This window comes from Streptomyces hamibioticus, assembly GCF_047946815.1.
In the GTDB taxonomy this organism is placed as follows: domain Bacteria; phylum Actinomycetota; class Actinomycetes; order Streptomycetales; family Streptomycetaceae; genus Streptomyces.
This window is the reverse complement of the sequence record NZ_JBKKQY010000001.1, coordinates 1,996,777-2,013,495: the sequence shown is the minus strand read 5'-3', so window position 1 is coordinate 2,013,495 and position 16,719 is coordinate 1,996,777. Positions and strand designations below refer to the sequence as shown.

The following is a 16,719-nucleotide window of genomic DNA, read 5'->3' as shown; positions in this document are numbered from 1 at the left end:
CTCGCGAGTCGAAAGCAGGTCGAGATTGCGATGAGCACTCGATGAGTACGCGATGAGTACGCCCATGAACTAGCGACGGTCCGGACGCAACCCGGACCTCAAAGGAGCGAAGTGGCTAAGGTCCGGGTATACGAACTCGCCAAGGAGTTCGGAGTCGAGAGCAAGGTCGTCATGGCCAAGCTCCAGGAACTCGGTGAATTCGTCCGTTCGGCGTCTTCGACGATCGAAGCGCCTGTAGTACGCAAGCTGACCGACGCCTTCCAGCAGGGCGGGAGCAACGGCAAGTCCGCCGCCAAGCCCGCCCCCCGCAAGGCTTCCCCCAAGCCCGCCGCGCCTTCCCCGGCGCAGGCGGAGGGCACCTCCCGCGCCGCCAAGGCGACGGGAGACCGTCCGGCCGCCCCGAAGCCGGCCGCGCCCAAGCCGCCGGCCGCCGAGCAGCCTGCGGCCCCCTCGGCCCCGTCGGCCCCCGCGCCGGCCCCCGGCCCGCGTCCGACGCCGGGTCCCAAGCCCGCGCCGCGTCCGGCTCCGGCCGCGCCCGAGTTCACCGCGCCGCCGGCGCAGTCCCCGGCCGCGCCGAAGCCCGGTACCCGTCCCGGTGCCCCGAAGCCGGGCGGCCGTCCGTCCGGTCCCGGCCAGGGCCAGCAGGGCGGCCAGGGCCGTCCCGGTGGCCAGGGCGGTGCCCGTCCCGGCGCCCAGTCGCCGCGTCCGGGTGCCCGTCCGTCCGGCCCCCGTCCGGGCAACAACCCCTTCACCTCCGGTGGCAACGCCGGCATGGCCCGCCCGCAGGCGCCCCGTCCGCAGGGCGGTCCGCGTCCCGGCGGCGGCGCCGGTGCCCCCGGCGGCGGCCCGCGTCCCCAGGCCCCCGGCCAGGGCGGCGGTCCGCGTCCCCAGGCTCCGGGCGGGCAGCGCCCGACCCCGGGTTCGATGCCGCGCCCGCAGGGCGGCGCGCGTCCCGGTCCGGGCCCCGGTGGCCCGCGTCCCAACCCCGGCATGATGCCGCAGCGTCCCGCTGCCGGCCCGCGTCCCGGCCCCGGTGGCGGCGGTCGCGGTCCCGGCGGTGCCGGACGCCCCGGTGGCGGCGGTCGTCCGGGCGGCGGCGGCTTCGCCGGCCGTCCCGGCGGCGGTGGCGGCGGCGGTCGTCCCGGTGGCGGCGGCGGTTTCGCCGGTCGTCCCGGTGGTGGCGGCGGCTTCGGCGGCGGCGGTGGCCGTCCCGGCTTCGGCGGTCGTCCCGGTGGTCCGGGCGGTCGCGGTGGCACGCAGGGCGCCTTCGGCCGTCCCGGCGGTCCGGCCCGTCGTGGCCGCAAGTCGAAGCGGCAGCGCCGTCAGGAGTACGAGGCCATGCAGGCCCCGTCGGTCGGCGGCGTGATGCTGCCTCGCGGCAACGGCGAGACCATTCGCCTGTCGCGCGGTGCGTCGCTCACCGACTTCGCGGAGAAGATCAACGCCAACCCGGCGTCCCTCGTCGCGGTCATGATGAACCTCGGCGAGATGGTCACCGCGACCCAGTCCGTCTCCGACGAGACGCTCCAGCTCCTCGCCGACGAGATGAACTACACCGTTCAGGTCGTCAGCCCGGAGGAGGAGGACCGCGAGCTGCTCGAGTCCTTCGACCTGGAGTTCGGCGAGGACGAGGGCTCCGAGGAGGACCTGGTCGTCCGTCCGCCGGTGGTGACCGTCATGGGTCACGTCGACCACGGTAAGACCCGGCTGCTCGACGCCATCCGCAAGACGAACGTCATCGCGGGCGAGGCCGGCGGCATCACCCAGCACATCGGTGCCTACCAGGTCACGACCGAGGTCAACGAAGAGGATCGCAAGATCACCTTCATCGACACCCCGGGTCACGAGGCGTTCACCGCCATGCGTGCCCGCGGTGCGAAGTCGACCGACATCGCGATCCTGGTCGTCGCGGCCAACGACGGCGTCATGCCGCAGACGGTCGAGGCGCTCAACCACGCCAAGGCGGCCGAGGTCCCGATCGTCGTCGCGGTCAACAAGATCGACGTCGAGGGCGCCGACCCGACCAAGGTGCGCGGTCAGCTGACCGAGTACGGCCTGGTGGCCGAGGAGTACGGCGGCGAGACGATGTTCGTCGACATCTCCGCCAAGCAGGGTCTGCACATCGACGACCTGCTCGAGGCGGTCATCCTGACCGCGGACGCCTCGCTCGACCTGCGGGCCAACCCGAAGCAGGACGCGCAGGGCATCTCGATCGAGTCCCGGCTCGACCGCGGCCGCGGTGCCGTGGCGACGGTCCTCGTGCAGCGAGGCACCCTGCGGGTCGGCGACACGATGGTGGTGGGCGACGCCTACGGCCGCGTCCGCGCCATGCTCGACGACAACGGCAACAACGTCGCCGAGGCGGGTCCGTCGACGCCGGTCCAGGTCCTGGGCCTGACCAACGTCCCGGGCGCCGGTGACAACTTCATCGTGGTCGAGGAGGACCGTACGGCCCGCCAGATCGCGGAGAAGCGCGCCGCCCGCGAGCGGAACGCCGCGTTCGCCAAGCGCACGCGCCGCGTGTCCCTGGAGGACCTGGACAAGGTGCTGAAGGCCGGCGAGGTCCAGCAGCTGAACCTGATCATCAAGGGCGACGCTTCCGGTTCCGTCGAGGCACTGGAGTCCTCCCTGCTCCAGCTGGACGTCGGCGAAGAGGTCGACATCCGGGTCCTGCACCGCGGCGTCGGTGCGGTCACGGAGTCCGACATCGACCTGGCGATGGGCTCGGACGCGATCGTCATCGGCTTCAACGTCCGGGCAGCCGGCCGTGCGCAGCAGATGGCGGAGCGCGAGGGCGTGGACGTCCGGTACTACTCGGTCATCTACCAGGCGATCGAGGAGATCGAGGCGGCCCTCAAGGGCATGCTCAAGCCGGAGTACGAGGAGGTCGAGCTCGGTACGGCGGAGATCCGCGAGGTCTTCAAGTCGTCCAAGCTGGGCAACATCGCGGGTGTGCTCATCCGCTCCGGCGAGGTCAGGCGGAACACCAAGGCCCGCCTCATCCGCGACGGCAAGGTGGTCGCGGAGAACCTCAACATCGAGGGTCTGCGTCGCTTCAAGGACGACGTCACCGAGATCCGCGAAGGCTTCGAGGGCGGTATCAACCTCGGAAACTTCAACGACATCAAGGTCGACGACGTCATCGCGACGTACGAGATGCGGGAGAAGCCGCGCGTCTGATGTGACGCGGGTTCGCGGTGGCCGACGTGACATGTGTGTCCGTCGGCCACCGCGCCGTGTGCCGGGGGCCGTCGCCCCCGGGCCCCCGCCGGCCGGGCGGGAGAAACCCCGTCGAGCCTCCGGCAGGATCGCGGTACCGTTCATGAGGGCCATCGATCCCGTACCGGCGGGTCATCCGGATACACACATGTACGTGGGGACGCTGTCCTTCGACCTCCTCCTCGGCGACGTACGGTCGCTGAAGGAGAAGCGGTCCGTCGTCCGCCCGATCGTCGCCGAGCTGCAGCGGAAGTACGCCGTCAGCGCGGCCGAGGTGGAACACATGGACCTGCACCGGCGAGCCGGCATCGGCCTCGCCATGGTCTCCGCAGACGCGGGGCACCTCACCGACGTACTCGACCGGTGCGAACGGCTGGTCGCCGGCCGCCCCGAGGTGGAACTGCTCTCGGTCAGACGCAGGTTCCACGGCGAAGACGACTGACGACCACAGCCAGTGAACACAGACAGGAAAGAACGGGAGACGGACCAGTGGCCGACAACGCGCGGGCTAAGAGGCTGGCGGACCTCATCCGAGAGGTGGTGGCCCAGAAGCTGCAGCGCGGGATCAAGGACCCGCGGCTCGGTTCCCACGTCACCATCACGGACACCCGGGTCACGGGTGATCTGCGGGAGGCGACCGTCTTCTACACGGTGTACGGGGACGACGAGGAGCGGCAGGCCGCCGCGGCGGGCCTGGAGAGCGCCAAGGGCATCCTGCGCTCCGAGGTCGGCAAGGCCGCGGGCGTGAAGTTCACGCCGACCCTGGCCTTCGTCATGGACGCCCTGCCGGACACCGCCCGGAACATCGAGGATCTCCTCGACAAGGCACGCCAGTCCGACGAGAAGGTGCGCGAGGCGTCCGCGGGCGCCTCCTACGCCGGCGGGGCCGACCCGTACCGGAAGCCTGCCGACGAGACGGACGACGAGACGGACGACAGCACCGAATGACCGACAAGCACACCACGCCCGACGGGCTTGTCATCGTCGACAAGCCGTCGGGCTTCACTTCGCACGACGTGGTCGCCAAGATGCGCGGTATCGCCCGCACGCGGCGCGTCGGGCACGCGGGCACCCTCGACCCGATGGCGACGGGCGTCCTCGTCCTCGGTGTGGAGAAGGCGACCAAGCTCCTCGGCCACCTGGCCCTCACCGAGAAGGAATACCTGGGCACCGTCCGGCTCGGGCAGACGACCCTGACCGACGACGCCGAGGGCGAGATCACGGCGTCGACGGACGCCTCCCAGGTCAGCCGCGACGCCATCGACGCCGCCGTCGCCAAGCTGACCGGCGACATCATGCAGGTGCCGTCCAAGGTCAGCGCCATCAAGATCAAGGGCGTCCGCTCCTACAAGCGGGCCCGCGACGGCGAGGACTTCGACATCCCGGCCCGCCCGGTCACCGTCTCGGCCTTCGCGGTCCACGACATCCGGGACGCCGTCGCCGAGGACGGTACGCCGGTGCTGGACCTGGTGGTGTCGGTGGTCTGCTCCTCCGGTACCTACATCCGCGCCCTGGCCCGCGACCTCGGCGCCGACCTCGGCGTCGGCGGGCATCTCACCGCGCTGCGCCGCACCCGCGTGGGGCCGTACAAGCTGGACGCGGCCAGGACGCTGGAGGAGCACCAGAAGGAGCTGGCCGTCATGCCCATCGCGGAGGCCGCCGCCGCGGCGTTCCCCCGCTGGGACGTCGACAGCAGGCGGGCCCGGCTGCTCGGCAACGGAGTGCGGCTGGAGATGCCCGAGGAGCACGCGGGCGTCGGTACCGTGGCCGTCTTCGACCGCGAGGGCCGCTTCCTCGCCCTCGTGGAGGAACACCGGGGCAAGGCCAAGAGCCTGGCCGTCTTCGGCTGAGGACGCCCGCGCCCGCACCCGCGCCGTCGGCCCTGCCCGCCACGCCGGCGCCGTCGGAGTCCTGCCCGTGGAGCGGCGGTCACGGGGACTTCACTGCCGCCGCTCCACGGTCCCCCCTCGGTTCCCCCGCTTCTAGGGTGTATCCAACGGCCCCCTTCTGTTCACCCGTCCGGGCAGGCGCTCGGAGTGAACCGGGGGAGTGCAGGGGGGCGCGTTCCGCAGGCGATCTGTCCCGCTGATCATCGCCCGCCTACCGTCGGAGACAAGGCACGGCTGCACGGCGGGGAGGTTCGACGATGACGTCGCGGAACCGGACCCATAGGACCCGCGGCGACGCGGAATCAGCGGCGGCGGCAGCGGGGGCGCCGACGGACCGGCGGCCACCCGACAACGCGCTGGTCCAGGTGCACGACCTGGCCGGCCGCCCGCGCGGCACGGGTTTCGCCGCCGACCACCACGGCACGGTGATCACCAGCCACGAGGCGGTCGACGGCCTGCCCCGGCTGGTGCTGCACGCCGGCGACCGGCGCCGCACGGTGGACGCCGGCGCGGTGGTCCCGCTGCCCGCCCTCGGTCTGGCCCTCGTGCGCACCGAGGGCCTCGGCGTCGCCCCGCTGCCCGTCGCCGCCCGGGACCGGATCGAGGCCGGGGACTACGTGCGCATCGCCGCCGGCTGCTGGCGCGAGGCCCGCGTCCTCGGCACCGCCGACGTGACCTACACCGCCACGGACCGCCGGCACCGCATCGCCGACGCCCTGGAACTGGCGGTCGGCACCGCCGGCCGCGACGCCCTGCGGCTGGGCGGTGGAGCGGCCGGAGGACCGGTGCTCGACGCCGGCACCGGCGCCGTGCTCGGCGTCCTCGGCACCGCCCTCGCCACCGGCGACCGCGACGTCGGCTTCGCGGTGCCGCTGCGTGCCCCGGCCGGCGGTCCGCTCGCCGACCTGCTCGCCGAGAACGCGGCGACGGTCCCGGCGTACGGCGCCGACCTCAATCCGGCCGGCATCCTGGAGCTCACCGCCACGTCGATCGGTCAGGACGGGCCGCCGGGCGCGTCGGCGGGCGGCCTCGGCCTCGGCCTCGGCCCGGAACCGGTCGAACGCATCGCGCTGCTCAGGGAGTTCGCCGCCTTCGACGCCGGCCCGGCATCCGTCCTCGGTCTCGTCGGCCCGCCCGGCAGCGGCCGTACGACGGAGCTGGCGGCCCTGGCCGTCCGCCGGGCCCGGCGCACCCGCCCGGCGCCCACGCTCTGGTTGCGCGGCGCCGACCTGCGGGACGACGACGCGTCGGTGGCGGACGCCGCGGCCAGGGCGCTGGCCCGGGCCGCACGCATCGTGGCCGCCGCCTCCGGGCCGCCCGGTCCCGCCGGTCCGGGGGACATCACCCCGGACCGCCTGGCCCGTGTCGCCCGCGACACCGGCCGGCCTCTGCTGCTCCTCCTGGACGGCCCCGAGGAGATGCCGCCGCTGCTCGCCCACCGCCTCGCCGAGTGGACCCGCGGCACGGCGACCTGGCTGCGGGACACGGGCACCCGCCTGGTCGTCGCGTGCCGCCCGGAGTACTGGGAGCGGGCGGGCACCGGATTTCCCGGGGAACTGTTGCACGCGGGGGGCGTGGGGGAGAGGGCCGCGGCGCAGGGAGGCCCCGGGGGCGGCTCCTCGAGGGGTGGCGTGCCCGGTGGTGGCCCGTCGGAGGGCGGTGCGTCCGGCGATGGCTCCTTGCGGGCCGGCGGTGGCTCGTCGCCGGACGGTGTGCACGGGGGTGGCCGGCCGGGGGGTGGTGCGTCGGGCGGCGTCGGGTCGTCGGGGGACGGGGCGCCCGGAGGCGGCCGCGGATCGTTGCCGGACGGTGTTCACGGGGCTGGCTCGTCGGGGGGTGGCGCGCCCGGAGGTGGCTGCGGCTCGTTGCCGGACGGTGTTCACGGGGGTGGCTCGTCGGGGGGTGGTGCGCCCGGAGGTGGCTGCGGCTCGTCGCCGAACGGTGTTCACGGGGGTGCCTGCTCGCGTTCTGGTGCGCCTGGCGTCGGCTCGTCCGGGGACCGGGTGCCCGGGGACGGCTCGCACCGGGACGACGCGCCCGGCGCCGGGTCGTCGTCGCACGGTGCGCCCGGCCCCGGCCCGTCCGCGGACGGCGTGTGCGGCTGCGGTCCGTCGACCGGGACGGCCGACGGTCGGGTGTCGTGCGGCCAGGCCGTTGCCCGGCCGGCTGCCCCGTCGGAGTCCCGGCCGGGCGCCGGCTCGCTGCCGCCCTGTGTCCGGATCGGGGACCTGGACGAGGACGAGGCCCGGCGGGCGCGGGAGCGGTACCGGATCCCGGAGGGACTCCTTGCGGGCGCCGACGCCCGGCACCCGCTCACCCTCCGGCTGCTCTCGGAGGTGCGCGCCGCCTTCGCCGCGCCCGCGCCCCTGGCCCGGGTCGACCGGGACGCCGTCCTCGCGGCCTACCTGGACCTCATGTGCCTGCGCGTCGCGGTCCGGCTGGCCACGCAGAACGGCCTGCGCGGCACCGCCGTACGGCGGCTCGCCGCCAGGGTGTCCGGGCAGGTCCACGAGGCCGCCCGGCGCAGCCTCGGCCCCGGGCAGGGCGAGCTGGACCGCGAGACGTTCGAGGCGCTGTTCCCGTGGGGCCAGGCCCCGGCCCGGCTCGGCGGCGGCACCGGCTGGGCGTCCGCCGTCCTCGCCGAAGGCCTCCTCGTACCCGCCGGCCCCGGCTACCGCTTCGCGCACGAGGAACTCGCCGACTGGATCCAGGGCACCCACCTCGACCTCGACGCCGCCCTGCGCGCCCTCGTCCACCGCCGCCGCACCCACCCGGCCCACCCCCTCCCCGTACCGCACCACCGCATCGGCCCCGTCGTCGAGGCCCTGCTGCTCCTCGCCCGCCAGCACGGCACCGAGCAACTCGCCCTCCGCCTGGAGGAACTGGTGCTCACCCTGGACGACGAGCCGTACTCCTGGTGGGCGGCCCGCCTCGTCGCCGAGGTGCTGACCCGGGTACCGGACGCGACGCCGTACGCGTCCGTACTGCGGCTGCTCGCCGACGCGCTCGTGGCCCGCCGGGAGGAAGGGTGCCCGGTGCCCGGCGAGTTCGGGGCCGGGTTCTGGGCGGACCTGGCCCTGCCGCAGGCCACGCGGCTCGCACTGCTGCGCCGCCTGGTACTCGCCGACGGCCCGCCGGACGAGCCCGGCCCCCGCCACCTCGACACCGTCGCCGCGCTGCTCGCCGCCGCCCCCAGGACCGTACAGCCGCTGCTGGTGAGCTGGTTCGACGACGAACGGCCACTGCCCGCCGCCCCGCACGCGACCGTGGCGACGGCCGCGCAGGCCCTGCTGCACACCCACCGCCACCGCGCCCCGGACGACCTCACCGAGGCGCTCGCCGACAGCACGCACCGGCGGGCCGACGAACTGCTCACCGCCCTGGCCGAGGACGAACCGGCCGCCGTCTGCCGCGCCGTCGACCGGTGGGCGCACGACCCGCGGCCGGCGCGGCACGCGGCGGCGATGACGTACGGTCTGCGCGCCGCCGAGCACGTGCGCACGGACGCCGACCGCTCACTGCTGCGCCACGCCGCCCACGCCCTGCTCGCCCGCCCCGCCGACAGCACCCTGCACGGCGCCGCCCTCGCCCTGCTCGTCCGGGACCCGGTCAGCCGTGACCAGCACCTCGGCCGGGCCCTCGGCCACTTCGCGGCGGGCGACCCGTACTTCCCGCCGAGCGCGGCGGCCACCGCCCTGCCGGCCCACCCCGGCCCCGTCCTCGACGCCTTCCGGGCCCGGCTGCGCGGCCCGGACGCCGGGGAGGCGCTGCGCAGGCTCGCCGACGCCACCCCGCCCGGGCTCGCCCGCCGGGTCGCCGCGCTCATCGCGGACGCCGTGGCCGAGCGGCCCGAGACCGCCGGACACGTGGCCGCGTACACCGACCGGCGCCTGACCGCCCACGGCCCGGCCGCCCGCTCCGTGCTCCTTCCGCTGGTCACCGGCCTGCTGACGGACGGACCCGAACCGGTCCGGGCCGCACTCGCCGGTGTGCTCGCCGCCCCCGGCACCGCCCCGTGCGCCGCCCTCCGCCGCGAGCTGCGCGAGTTCCTCCTCGCCCACGAGCAGGACCCCGCCGTCCTCGACGCCCTGCTGCACGCGGCCCCCCGGTGCACCGGTGACGACCTGCGCGGCCTCGTCCACCGCCTGGGCGTCCTGCTGGTCCGCACGCCGTCCGGCGCCGTCCGCTTCGACCGCGGCCTGGTCGACCTCTCCCGCCACACCCCCGGCTTCGCGGTCCGGGTGACCGGCTGGCTCACCGACGCTCCGCAGGAGTGGGCCGCGCTGGTGGGCCCCAGCGCACGCCGGACGATCGAGAACCTGGCGGGCGTCCGGGTGCCCGCGTGACCGCGCCCGACCGGCGCGGCGTGCGCCGGATCACAGGCCCCATGCCGATGCGGGCGCCAGGCGCCCGGCATGGCACCCTTAGACCTGCGTAAGAGGCAACCGGGAAAACCACGGACACGGGTTCGACGTCGACTTCGCCCTGACTTCGGTTCGGCTTCGGCTTCGGCTCAGACGAGCTTGCGACAAGGAGCAGACACAGTGCAGCGCTGGCGTGGCTTGGAGGACATCCCCGAGGACTGGGGGCGCAGCGTCGTCACCATCGGTTCCTACGACGGTGTCCACCGCGGTCACCAGCTGATCATCAAGCACGCCGTGGACCGCGCCCGCGAGCTGGACGTACCGGCCGTCGTCGTCACCTTCGACCCGCACCCCAGCGAGGTCGTCCGCCCCGGCAGCCACCCGCCGTTGCTCGCCCCGCACCACCGCCGCGCCGAACTGATGGCGGACCTGGGCGTGGACGCCGTCCTCATCCTCCCCTTCACCGCGGAGTTCTCGAAGCTGTCCCCGGCCGACTTCGTCGTCAAGGTCCTGGTGGACAAGCTGCACGCCAAGGCGGTCGTCGAGGGCCCCAACTTCCGCTTCGGCCACAAGGCGGCGGGCAACGTGGGGTTCCTCACCGACCAGGGCAAGATCTACGACTTCGAGGTCGACGTCGTCGACCTGTACGTCACCGGCGAGGCGGGCGGCGGCCAGCCCTTCTCCTCGACCCTGACCCGGCGCCTGGTCGGCGAGGGCGACGTCGCGGGCGCCGCCGAGATCCTCGGGCGTCCGCACCGCGTCGAGGGCGTCGTCGTGCGCGGCGCCCAGCGCGGCCGCGAGCTCGGCTTCCCGACGGCCAACGTCGAGACGCTGCCGCACACCGCGATCCCGGCCGACGGCGTCTACGCCGGCTGGCTGCACACCCAGGGCGAGGCGATGCCGGCCGCGATCTCCGTCGGCACCAACCCGCAGTTCGAGGGCACCGAGCGGACGGTGGAGGCGTACGCCATCGACCGCGTGGGCCTCGACCTGTACGGGCTGCACGTCGCCGTGGACTTCCTGGCCTACGTCCGCGGCCAGGCCAGGTTCGAGACGCTGGACGCGCTGATGGAGCAGATGGCCGACGACGTCAAGCGCTGCCGGGAGCTGGTGGCCGGGGCGGAGGCGTAGGCCCCGGGTTCCCCCCGGGCGCCGGGCCGGTCGCCGGCGTCCGCGGCGGGCGTGCGGGCGCGAGGGCCGGGTCCTCCTGGGGCCGCGCCCAGTGGCACGCCACCTGCGCCGTGCCGTCGCCGCGCGGGATCCCCGGGTCCCGGTTCCGGCACGCGTCCGCCACACCGGCCCGTTCCGCCTCCCCGGCCGCCAGCACCTGGCAGCGGGCGTGGAAACGGCAGCCGGTGGGGATGCGGGCAGGGTCCGGCGGCTCGCCCGAGAGCACCACCGGCTCGCCCGGCGCCTCCGGCAGGACCGACAGCAGGGCCCGCGTGTACGGGTGCCGCGGCGCCGTCAGGACCTGCTCCACCCCGCCCGTCTCCACGATCCTGCCCAGATACATCACCGCCACCCGGTCGGCGATGTTCCAGGCCAGCCCCAGGTCGTGCGTCACCACCAGCGCGGACAGGCCCAACTCGGCGCGCAGCCGCAGCAGCAGGGCCAGGATCTCGCCGCGCACGGAGGCGTCCAGGGAGGCCACCGGCTCGTCGGCGACGAGCAGCTCGGGCCGCAGCACCAGCGCTCCCGCGATCACCACGCGCTGCCGCTGCCCGCCGGACAGCTCGTGCGGGTACCGCAGGAAGAAGCGCTCCGCAGGCCGTAGCCCCGCCCGGGACAGCGCCCCGGCGACCGCCGCCCGCTCGTCGCCGCCGCACCGGTGGATGCGCAGTCCCTCGGCCACCGCGTCGTACACCGTGTGCCGCGGGTTGAGCGAGCCGCTCGGGTCCTGAAGCACCAGCTGGACGCGCCGCCGGTACGCCTTCAGGGCCCGGCCCGAGTAGCCCAGCGGCCGGCCGCCGAAGGTGACGCGCCCCGCGGTCGGCTTCACCAGTCCCAGCAGACAGCGGGCCAGCGTCGTCTTGCCGCAGCCGGACTCGCCGACCAGCGCGACGATCTCGCCGGGGCCGATGCCGAGGTCGACGCCGTCCACCGCGCGCGCCCGGGGCGCCCCGGACCGGCCGGGGAAGGCGACGTGGAGGCCCTCGGCGCGCAGCAGGGCGGAGTCCGGGACGGTGGGGGGCGTGGTCATGAGGTGCTGCGCCTCGCTTTCTCCAGGGGCTCGGGGTGCGGAGGAGGTGCCTGGCCTTCGGGAGCCGTGGCCGTACCGGACCCGGCCGGGCCGTCCGCCGCCACGTGCACGCATGCCGCCCGCCGCCCCTGCTCCCACTCCCGCAGCGGCTGGTCTTCGATGGCGCACGACTCAAGTGCCGCCGGGCAGCGCGGATGGAACGGGCACCCGGACGGCACCGCCGACGGATCGGGCGGGTCACCGGCCAGGCCGCGCGGGGCGAACCGGGAGGCCGGGTCGCCGATGCGGGGGAACGCCGCCGACAGCGCCTGGGCGTAGGGATGGCGGGCGTCCTCGTACACCTGCCCGGCAGGCCCCTCCTCGACCAGCCGGCCCGCGTACATCACCGCCAGCCGGTCGCAGGTGTCGGCGAGCACCGCCAGATCGTGGCTGATCATGATGAGCCCGAGATCCTGCTCGGCGACGAGCCGCCCGATCAGCCGCAGGATCTGGGCCTGGATCATCACATCCAGCGCGGTGGTCGGCTCGTCGGCGATGACCAGCCGCGGGTCGCAGGCCAGCGCCATGGCGATCATGACCCGCTGCCGCTGCCCGCCGGAGAGTTCGTGCGGATGGGCGCCCGCCCGCTCGGCGGGCAGCCCGACGTGTTCCAGCAGCTCACCGGCGCGCCGCCGGGCCGCCGCCGGGGTTGCCCCGCGGTGCAGCAGGACCGGCTCGGCGATCTGGTCGCCGACGCGGTGCACCGGGTTGAGGGAGTGCATCGCGCCCTGGAAGACGATCGAGGCCCCGGCCCAGCGCACCGCCCGTACCCGGCCCCACCGCATCGTCAGCACGTCCTCGCCGTCGATCAGCACCTCGCCGCCGATCCGGGTGCCGGCCGGCAGCAGCCGCAGCAGGGCCAGCGCCAGCGTGGACTTGCCGCACCCGGACTCCCCGGCCAGGCCCAGCTTCCGGCCGGCGTCCAGCCGCAGGTCCACGCCGCGCACGGCGGCGGCCCCGCCGGGGTACGTCACCGTCAGGTTCCGGACGTCGAGCAGGCTCAACGGGCCACCCCCAGCCTGGGGTCGAGGACGGACTCCACGGCCCGCCCGCACAGCGTGAACGCCAGCGCGACCACGGCGATCGCGACGCCGGGCGGCACCAGATACCACCAGTGCCCGGCGCTGACCGCGCCCGCCTCCCGGGCGTCCTGGAGCAGCCCGCCCCACGACACGACCGTCGGGTCGCCGAGGCCGAGGAAGGCGAGCGTCGACTCGGCGAGGATGGCCGCCGAGATCACCAGGGTCGTCTGGGCCAGCACCAGCGGCATGACGTTCGGCAGGACGTGCCGGCTCATCAGGTGCCAGTGCCCGCCGCCCAGCGCCCTGGCGCGTTCGATGTACGGCCGGGTCTCCACCGCCAGCGTCTGCGCGCGCACCAGCCGGGCCGTCGTCGGCCAGGTGGCCACGCCGATCGCCACGACGATCGTGGTGAGCGACCGGGACATCACGGTGGCCAGCGCGATCGCCAGGACCAGCGTCGGCATCACCAGGAACCAGTCGGTGATCCGCATCATCACCGTCGCGTACCAGCCCCGGAAGTGCCCGGCCGTGATCCCGATCAGCGTGCCGATCGCCACCGACAGCACGGCGGCGAGCAGCCCCACCAGCAGGGACACGCGCGCTCCCCACACCAGCAGACCGAGCAGGCTCCGCCCGAACCGGTCGGTGCCGAGCGGGAATTCGGCGCTCGGGGCCTGCAGCGGGCGGCCCGGTGCGTCGGCGACGCCGCTCGCGTCGGAGCCGGCGAGCAGCGGGGCGCCCAGCGCCGCCAGCGCGAACAGCGTCAGCACCGCCAGCCCGAACACGCCGGTCCGGTGGGTGCGGTACTGCCGCCAGAAGCGGGCGGCTGAGGCGCGGCGCCGCCGCCGGGCCAGCGCCCGGGGGCTCACCGCCGTATCGGTCGTGGTCATCGGCCCACCCGGGGATCGAGCAGCGGATAGATCAGGTCGGCGAGCGTGTTCATAAGGATCACCGCGGCGGCGAACACGAAGAACAGCCCCTGGACCAGCGGCAGATCGGGCACGCTCAGCGCCTGGTAGAACAGCCCGCCCAGGCCCGGCCAGGAGAAGACGGTCTCCACCAGGATCACGCCGGCCACGGTCCGGCCGAGGTTGACGAAGATCAGCGTCACCGTCGGCAGCATCGCGTTGGGCACCGCGTGCCGCCGTCGCACCAGGTCGTCGCGCAGCCCCTTGGCCCGTGCGGTCGTCAGATAGTCGCTGCCCATCTCGTCCAGCAGCGCGGACCGGGTGACCAGCATCGTCTGCCCGTACTCCACGGCCACCAGTGTCAGCACCGGCAGCACCAGGTGGTGGGCGACATCCACGACGTACCCGAAACCCTCCTCGCCGCCCGACTCCATGCCACCGGTGGGGAACAGCCCGGGCAGCGGGCCGGCGCCCACCGACAGCGTGATGATCAGCAGCAGCCCCAGCCAGAACGACGGGACGGAGTACAGCGTCAGCGCCAGGCCGGTGTGCAGCCGGTCGCCCGGCCGCCCGTGCCGCCACGCCGCACGCGTGCCGAGGAAGATCCCGAGCGCGGTGTACAGCACGAAGGCGGTGCCGGTGAGCAGCAGCGTGTTGGGCAGCGCCTCGGCGATCTTGTCGATGACCGGGGCGCGGAACTGGTACGACGTCCCCAGATCGCCGGTGAGCGCCTTCCCGCAGTAGTCGGTGAACTGCTGCCACAGCGGCAGGTCCAGCCCGAACTCCCGCCGGTACGCGGCGAGCTGCCCGGCCGACACCTGACGGCCGCCGGTCATGTACTTCACCGGGTCGCCGGGGATCAGCCGGAAGAGGAAGAAGCTGGTGACGAGGACGGCGAGCAGCGACACGGCGGCACCGGCCACCTTGCCCGCCAGGTACCGGGGATATCCGCCGCGGCTGCCCCGGGACCGCCGGGCGGCACCCGCCCCGTTCCGGTGCTCGTCGGTGAGTACGGGCGTGGCGTCGGTGGTCATCCGGACCCGCGCCTATTCGCGGTCGTCGGCGGTGGCCCGGCGGCGCAGCGCCACGAACACCCCGAGCCCCGCGAGGACGACGGCACCCGCGACGATCCCGGCCACGACGCCGACGGGCGGCGAACTCCCGGACGGCTCACCGGAGTCGGCGGCCGGCACCGCCGACCACCAGCTCCAGTAGCCGTCCTGGCCGTAGATGTTGCCCGCTTTCGCCGGCATGGTCGTGAGCGACTCGACCTGGTCCGTGCGGTAGGCCTCGACCGCGTTCGGGTACGCCATGACGTTCATGTATCCGAGGTCGTACAGCCGCGACTGGAGCCGCTTGACGAGGTCCGCCCGCCGGTCCGGGTCGTACTCGGCGAGCTGCTGCGCGTACAGCTCGTCGTACGACCTGTCGCAGATGAAGTTGTCGGTCGCGCCCGTCTCCTCCGGGGTGGCCGGGAGCGCCGCGCACGTGTGGATGGACAGGACGAAGTCGGGGTCGGGGTTGACGGACCAGCCGTCGAAGGCGAGGTCGTACTCCCCGGCGAGCCATGGGTCGGTCACGTTGTCCAGGCAGTTGAGGGTCACGCCGATGCCGAGGTCGCCCCACCACTCCTTGAGGTACTGCCCGATCGCCTTGTCGTTCGGGTCGGTGGCGTGGCACAGGACGCGGTAGGTGATGGGCTTGCCGTCCTTGCCGAGCCGTCTGCCGTCCCCGTCGGTGCGGTAGCCGGCCTCGTCGAGCAGCCGGGCCGCCTCCTTCGGGTCGTAGGACAGCTCCTGGTCCGCCGACGGCCGCCAGAAGTACTGCGAGAAGCGGGGCGGGAGGTAGCCCTCGCCCTCGACGGCGTGGCCCTGGAACACCGTGTCGACGATGGTCTTCCGGTCGACCGCCCGGAACAGGGCGTGCCGGACCCGCTGGTCCAGCAGCGAGGGGTGGCCGTCGCCGAACCTCTTCCCGTCCTTCGCGCGCGCCCCGGGGTTGGTGGCGAGGGCGTAGAAGCGGCGGCCGGGCGCGTCGTTGACCCGGACGTCCTCCTGCCGCCCGAGCGCCTTCGCCTGGGCGGGCGTCAGCCCCGACACGAAGGACACCTCGCCCTTCTGCAACGCCGCGACGGCCGCGTCGCCGTCCTTGTAGTACTTGAAGACCAGCTCGTCGAACTTCGGTGCGCCGCGCCAGAAGTCCTTGTTCGCCTTCAGCCGCACATGGCTGTCGGGCTTGTAGTCGGTCAGCACGAACGGCCCGTTGCCCACGACCGGGAACCGCTTGTCGTTGTTGAACTTCGCGAAGTCGTCGACCTTCTCCCAGACGTGCCGGGGCACGATCGGCACGTCCAGCGCGGTCATCGTGGCCTGCGGCTTCTTCAGCTCGATGACCAGCTCGGTGGGGCTCGGCGCGGTGACCTCGCGGAAGTTGCCGACGAAGCTGCCGTTGGCGGTGGCGGCGCCGTCGTCGGTCATCATCTTGTTGAACGTCCACGCCGCGTCCTCGGCCGTGGCCTGTCTGCCGTCCGACCACTTCGAGTCCGTACGGATGGTGTACGTCCAGGTCAGCTTGTCGGGCGACGACTTCCACCCGGTGGCCAGGCCCGGGATGACGTGGTTGTCCTCGGGGTCGTAGTTGGTCAGGTACTCGTACATCAGCCGGTGCATGCTGGTGCTGACCAGGCGGACCGCCAGGAACGGCGACAGCGAGTCGACGCTCTGGGCCACCGCGACCGTGAGCACCTTCTTGCCGTCGTCGGCCGCACGGGCCTGCTGCGGCGCCGGGTTGAGCGGGGACGCGAGCGCGGCGGTGAGCGTGAGCGCCGCCGCGCCGGCAGCCAGGGCGAGGAACCGGACGGGGAAGGGGGGCCTGCCGTACTGATCGGGTGTGTCCATGGTCGCTGACCTCGCGTCATCGCTCGGACGAGTGGGACGGAGTAGAACGAGTGGGATGAGTGGGGCAGGTAGGACGGGCTGATCAGTGGGTGGGGTGGGGTGGGGTGGGGTGGGACAGGTGTACCAGCGGCGTCTGAGGCCGTCAACGGTGTGTGCACCCCTTGTGGCCTGCGGAAATGCC

General features: G+C 74.1%; 11 protein-coding genes. 6 read left to right on the top strand and 5 right to left on the bottom strand.

The window, feature by feature from the left end:
• Positions 1 to 111 precede the first annotated feature (111 nt).
• The 6 genes from infB (at position 112) to ACLGIH_RS08855 (ending at position 10,603) form a co-directional block, all read left to right on the top strand.
• Positions 112 to 3,180, top strand: coding sequence for a translation initiation factor IF-2 (gene infB, locus ACLGIH_RS08880; protein ID WP_416524685.1), 3,069 nt, complete (start codon positions 112 to 114; stop codon positions 3,178 to 3,180).
• 187 nt (positions 3,181 to 3,367) lie between these two features.
• Entirely contained in the window at positions 3,368 to 3,661 is a 294-nt protein-coding gene (locus tag ACLGIH_RS08875; RefSeq protein ID WP_416524684.1) for a DUF503 domain-containing protein, read from the top strand.
• A 47-nt stretch (positions 3,662 to 3,708) separates the two neighbouring features.
• Complete coding sequence (rbfA, locus tag ACLGIH_RS08870) at positions 3,709 to 4,167, top strand: 30S ribosome-binding factor RbfA (RefSeq protein ID WP_416524683.1); 459 nt, start codon at positions 3,709 to 3,711, stop codon at positions 4,165 to 4,167.
• Entirely contained in the window at positions 4,164 to 5,069 is a 906-nt protein-coding gene (truB, locus tag ACLGIH_RS08865; protein WP_416524682.1) for a tRNA pseudouridine(55) synthase TruB, read from the top strand. Before rbfA ends, truB begins: the two co-directional genes overlap by 4 nt.
• Before the next feature lie 296 nt (positions 5,070 to 5,365).
• On the top strand, positions 5,366 to 9,454 hold the full coding sequence (locus ACLGIH_RS08860) for a hypothetical protein (protein WP_416524681.1): 4,089 nt from the start codon (positions 5,366 to 5,368) through the stop codon (positions 9,452 to 9,454).
• 198 nt (positions 9,455 to 9,652) lie between these two features.
• Positions 9,653 to 10,603, top strand: a complete 951-nt coding sequence (locus ACLGIH_RS08855; RefSeq protein ID WP_416524680.1) for a bifunctional riboflavin kinase/FAD synthetase — start codon at positions 9,653 to 9,655, stop codon at positions 10,601 to 10,603.
• On the opposite strand, the gene ACLGIH_RS08850 is transcribed toward ACLGIH_RS08855, so the two are convergent.
• Genes ACLGIH_RS08850 through ACLGIH_RS08830 form a run of 5 tightly spaced genes read right to left on the bottom strand, consistent with a single transcriptional unit; the run spans position 10,563 to position 16,538 of the window.
• Positions 10,563 to 11,672, bottom strand: a complete 1,110-nt coding sequence (locus ACLGIH_RS08850; RefSeq protein ID WP_416524679.1) for an ABC transporter ATP-binding protein — start codon at positions 11,670 to 11,672, stop codon at positions 10,563 to 10,565. The two genes, ACLGIH_RS08855 and ACLGIH_RS08850, sit on opposite strands and share 41 nt — an antisense overlap.
• Positions 11,669 to 12,715 (bottom strand): ABC transporter ATP-binding protein, encoded by a 1,047-nt coding sequence (locus ACLGIH_RS08845; protein ID WP_416524678.1) that lies wholly within the window; start codon positions 12,713 to 12,715, stop codon positions 11,669 to 11,671. Before ACLGIH_RS08845 ends, ACLGIH_RS08850 begins: the two co-directional genes overlap by 4 nt.
• Positions 12,712 to 13,623, bottom strand: a complete 912-nt coding sequence (locus ACLGIH_RS08840; RefSeq protein WP_416524677.1) for an ABC transporter permease — start codon at positions 13,621 to 13,623, stop codon at positions 12,712 to 12,714. Before ACLGIH_RS08840 ends, ACLGIH_RS08845 begins: the two co-directional genes overlap by 4 nt.
• Positions 13,620 to 14,675, bottom strand: coding sequence for an ABC transporter permease (locus ACLGIH_RS08835; RefSeq protein ID WP_416524676.1), 1,056 nt, complete (start codon positions 14,673 to 14,675; stop codon positions 13,620 to 13,622). Before ACLGIH_RS08835 ends, ACLGIH_RS08840 begins: the two co-directional genes overlap by 4 nt.
• Before the next feature lie 12 nt (positions 14,676 to 14,687).
• Positions 14,688 to 16,538, bottom strand: coding sequence for an ABC transporter substrate-binding protein (locus tag ACLGIH_RS08830; protein ID WP_416524675.1), 1,851 nt, complete (start codon positions 16,536 to 16,538; stop codon positions 14,688 to 14,690).
• Positions 16,539 to 16,719 lie beyond the last annotated feature (181 nt).

Bases quoted from the DNA above. Each gene is read 5' to 3' on its own strand.
- ACLGIH_RS08875 (WP_416524684.1), top strand. From the start codon at position 3,368: ATGTACGTGGGGACGCTGTCCTTCGACCTCCTCCTCGGCGACGTACGG.
- truB (WP_416524682.1), top strand. From the start codon at position 4,164: ATGACCGACAAGCACACCACGCCCGACGGGCTTGTCATCGTCGACAAG.
- ACLGIH_RS08860 (WP_416524681.1), top strand. From the start codon at position 5,366: ATGACGTCGCGGAACCGGACCCATAGGACCCGCGGCGACGCGGAATCA.
- ACLGIH_RS08850 (WP_416524679.1), bottom strand. From the start codon at position 11,672: ATGACCACGCCCCCCACCGTCCCGGACTCCGCCCTGCTGCGCGCCGAG.
- ACLGIH_RS08840 (WP_416524677.1), bottom strand. From the start codon at position 13,623: ATGACCACGACCGATACGGCGGTGAGCCCCCGGGCGCTGGCCCGGCGG.
- ACLGIH_RS08835 (WP_416524676.1), bottom strand. From the start codon at position 14,675: ATGACCACCGACGCCACGCCCGTACTCACCGACGAGCACCGGAACGGG.
- ACLGIH_RS08830 (WP_416524675.1), bottom strand. From the start codon at position 16,538: ATGGACACACCCGATCAGTACGGCAGGCCCCCCTTCCCCGTCCGGTTC.